The sequence below is a fragment of the Caulobacter sp. P1_B12_2 genome (genome assembly GCF_056406675.1).
In genome coordinates this window covers 1-3,600 of record NZ_JBFTZS010000454.1, presented here as the reverse complement: position 1 = coordinate 3,600, position 3,600 = coordinate 1, and the positions used below count along the sequence as shown (strand labels likewise).

Sequence of the window (3,600 nt, the reverse complement as noted above, 5' to 3'; positions counted from 1 at the left end):
ACCTGGAGGAGTACGCGGTCTGGAAGAAGGCCGACGACGACGCCAAGGCCGCCGCGGCGAAGGCGGCCGAGACCGCCAAGCCGGTGAAGAAAAAATAGTCTGATCCAGATCCGCCACTCCCGGTCGCCGGGGGTGGCGGGTCCCTTGGTCATCTTCCGTTGACCCTGTTCCTTCACGGCTTGTAGGCCAAGGCGCCCTTAGGTTTCAGGCTCCACTGCGAGCCGAGACGCCGATGCTGACGCCCAACCATGTCGTGACCACCGCCCGCGCCGTTCTGGTCGCCGGCGCCCTGACCGCCGCGGTGCTTATGCTGGGTCCCTGGCCTGGCCTTGAGCAGGTGTTCGGGCTGAGCGACAAGGCGGCTCACGCCATCGCGTTCGGCGCTCTGGTCGCCGTCTCGTTCCTCGCCTTCCCGCGGATGCGCCGCAACGATCTGGCCCTGGCGGCCGTCCTGCTCGGCGCCAGCGTCGAGGTGGCTCAGCTGTTCACCGCCGACCGCAGCGCCTCGATCGGCGACCTGCTGGCCGACACCGCCGGCGTGGGCGTGATCCTATTCGCCAGCCAGATCGAAAATCTCCGCGCCCTCGCCCGCAAGCGTGGTTCGGCGACCTTCGCCGAGATCGCCGCCCAGGATCGTCGGCGCGGCGCGCGGCGCCTGGCTCCGGTGATCCAGGCCGTCTTCTCCGCGCCCGGCGAGGCTTCGGAGGCTGAACGCCCGGCCAGCTTCGCCGACCGGGCCGCCCGACGCTTTCCGCGCCAGGCCTGAATCGTCAGGTGATGCGCTTGACGCTGACCGGATCGCTGCCCGGAAAGCTCTCTTCCAGGCCTTCGTCCAGCAGAGCTTCCTGACGGCTTTCCGAGCACTCGACCTTCTCGGCCAGCTGATCGTGCTTTTCCCCTTCGACCAGCGGCGTTTCGGCCTCGCGGGAGTGCGGGGCGTCGAAATGCTTGTCCTCAGGCCGGACCTTGCCTTCGCAGGCCATGTCTGCCGTCGAGGCGCTGGTGCCGTGCGTGAAGTGGCGGCCGGTTTCTTCTTTTTTGTGGCCGAAGATCATGGCGTCTCTCCCGATTTTTCGCCCTAAGGCGTCGAGAATAGAACCCGTGAGCCGGCGCCCGGGTTGCGCCTTACAGCCCGAACACCACGGACCATAGGACGACATTGGCGGCCGTCATGGCGACCATCAACCACCGCAGACGCCGTTTGACGCTCAGCGCGCGTCCATGTTCGTGAAGCGTCGGACTGGAAAGCAACGAAGGACTGGCAAGCATCGAACCCTCCTACTGAGCGGCCCCATGCTCTTGGGTCCGCCCAGCGGTGAGTCGATGCAAGCAGAGCCACAGGGCTTTGTTTTCTAGACATTTCCGCGACTCGGCGTTGTCGCGTTCTAGGCTTCCAGTTCGATGTCCCAGTAGAGGTAGTCCAGCCAGCTTGCGTGCAGATGGCCCGGCGGGAACCGGCGGCCGCGGTCCTGCAACTCGTGCTTGCTGGGCCGGCGTGCGACGTGGAACGGATGCATGCCCGCCTCACGCGGTGTTCGGCCGCCTTTGTGCAGATTGCAGGGCGCGCAGGCGGTGACGATGTTTTCCCAGGTGGTCCGGCCGCCGCGCGAGCGGGGGATCACGTGGTCGAAAGTCAGTTCGTCGGGCGAACCGCAGTACTGGCAGGAAAACCCATCGCGCAGGAACAGGTTGAACCGGGTGAAGGCCGGCGGACGATCCTGCGGCACGTATTGCTTCAGCGACACCACGCTGGGCAGCTTCATCTCGAACGAGGGTGAATGCACCACGTGGTCATAGGTCGAGACCACGTCGACACGTTCGAGGAACACCGCCTTGATCACCTCCTGCCAGGGCCAGAGGGACAGCGGATAATAGCTCAGGGGCCGATAGTCGGCATTGAGAACGAGCGCCGGCATGCCGGACGGAGGACGGGACAGCACCTGCATCAGGGCCTCCCTCTGGAGCCGGACAGGCTCCTATGAAGCGGATACGCGGTCGGACTGAAGACGGGCCTCCTTCCTACGCATTCTCAGGAATCGCCATTCATTCCCGAACGCATAGAAAGGATGAGCCAACTCGACGACAGAACCAAGACATCCTTGCGCTTGGCGCATGAACGATCGCGGCTATGCTCTCATCCGCATCCTGGAGACCGTTTCCGCATGCCGACGCTCGTCTTCGCCGCGATCGCCCTGGCCGGACTGCTGGCCGCCGAACCGCCTGCGCCGCTGCTGCCCGGGATCGTCGACACCCCCGACACCGAGGTCCGCCCCGCCTTCAGCCCCGACGGTCGCTGCGTGCTGTGGGGCTCGATCGGCGCACCGAAGACGCCCTGGCGGATCCTGCAGACCTGCCGCGACGGCGCGGGATGGTCCAAGCCCGAGGCGGTGTCGTTCGACGGACCCGACAACGACTTCGACCCGGCCTTCTCGCCTGACGGCCGCACGGTCTATTTCTTCTCCAACCGTCCAGGCGGCCAGGGCGGCGACGACCTCTACGCCGTGGACCGCGACCCTACGACCGGAGCCTTCGGCACGCCGCGCAATCTGGGTCAGCGTTTCAACACGTCAGGCAACGAGTGGGCGCCCTCCCCCACCGCCGACGGCAAATTGATTTTCTCGTCCAACGGCCACGGCGGCCTGGGTCGGCAGGACCTGTTCGAGGGCGAACTGTCGGGCGACACCCCCGTGCGGGGTCTGGGGCCGGAGATCAACGGCCCGCTGGACGACTTCGATGCGACCCTGCTGGCCGACGGCCGCACGCTGGTGTTCGCCTCGGGCGACCTGAAAGCCGAGACGCGCGTGATGCTGTACAGCGCCCTGCGCGGCGATGACGGGCGCTTTGGACCCCGCACGGCTCTGGCCGCGCCGATCAACTGCTCCGACGCGATCAACAACGGACCGTCCATCGATCCAAAGCGGCCCGGCGTGCTGTTCTATTCGGCCTATTGCCCGGCCCTCGGACCGGGCCGGATGGACATCTTCGAGGTTCCCGCGCCCTAGCGGTCAGTCGATCGCCAGAATCTCGACCTCGCCGCCGGCCACCATGGCCGTGTCGCCCACGCCCTTGCCCAGCAGGGCTCGCGCCACCGGCGAGACGTAGGACACCGAGCCCTGGGTCGGGTCGGACTCGTCCTCGCCGACGATGCGGAAGGTCTGGCGGCGGCCGTCCTCGCGGTCGAAGGTTACCGTCCCGCCGAACTGCAGCCCCTCGATGGACGGATCGCGCTCGCGCAGCTGGGCGCTGGCGCGGCGGGCGGACCAGTAGCGCAGGTCGCGGGTGGCGCGAGCCATGGCGGTGCGGTCCTGGGCCACGTCGCCGCCGGCCTGGGCGGCGCTGTAGGCGGCGCGAGCCTCGGCGAGGGCCGCCTCGATCTGGGCCAACCCCTCGGGCGTCACCAAGTTGGGATGCGACGAGATCGGGCGGTCCAGCAGGTCCGCAGCAAAGGCTTCGCTGTCGCCTTCCTTGGTGAAGGCCACGCTCATGGCCGTATCCCGGCGACTAAAGAAGAAGGGGTCATGTCAGGAAAATCCGGCCCGGCGCGGGATGTTCCGCCTCGGGACCATCCGACCTAGGCCTGTGCGACGGCAGGATCAAGAC

At 67.1% G+C, this 3,600-nt stretch carries 5 protein-coding genes; 2 read left to right on the top strand and 3 right to left on the bottom strand.

The features are described 5' to 3' along the window. Nucleotides 1-232: 232 nt before the first annotated feature. The gene (locus AC1DZ6_RS21320; RefSeq protein ID WP_477099133.1) at nt 233-766 is read left to right on the top strand and encodes a VanZ family protein; all 534 of its coding nucleotides are present in this window, start codon (nt 233-235) and stop codon (nt 764-766) included. A 4-nt stretch (nt 767-770) separates the two neighbouring features. Here the strand turns inward: AC1DZ6_RS21320 and AC1DZ6_RS21315 are convergent, their stop codons facing one another. Then, nucleotides 771-1,055 carry a hypothetical protein gene (locus AC1DZ6_RS21315; RefSeq protein WP_477099132.1) on the bottom strand — a complete coding sequence of 95 codons (285 nt, stop codon included), beginning with the start codon at nt 1,053-1,055 and terminating at the stop codon, nt 771-773. Nucleotides 1,056-1,385: 330 nt separating this feature from the next. Further along, complete coding sequence (locus tag AC1DZ6_RS21310) at nt 1,386-1,949, bottom strand: HNH endonuclease (RefSeq protein ID WP_477099134.1); 564 nt, start codon at nt 1,947-1,949, stop codon at nt 1,386-1,388. 213 nt (nt 1,950-2,162) lie between these two features. Here AC1DZ6_RS21310 and AC1DZ6_RS21305 point away from each other — a divergent pair, with 213 nt between their 5' ends. Then, nucleotides 2,163-3,002, top strand: a complete 840-nt coding sequence (locus AC1DZ6_RS21305; RefSeq protein WP_477099131.1) for a TolB family protein — start codon at nt 2,163-2,165, stop codon at nt 3,000-3,002. A 3-nt stretch (nt 3,003-3,005) separates the two neighbouring features. Here the strand turns inward: AC1DZ6_RS21305 and greA are convergent, their stop codons facing one another. After that, nucleotides 3,006-3,485 (bottom strand): transcription elongation factor GreA, encoded by a 480-nt coding sequence (gene greA / locus AC1DZ6_RS21300; RefSeq protein ID WP_477099130.1) that lies wholly within the window; start codon nt 3,483-3,485, stop codon nt 3,006-3,008. Between the last annotated feature and the right edge of the window lie 115 nt (nt 3,486-3,600).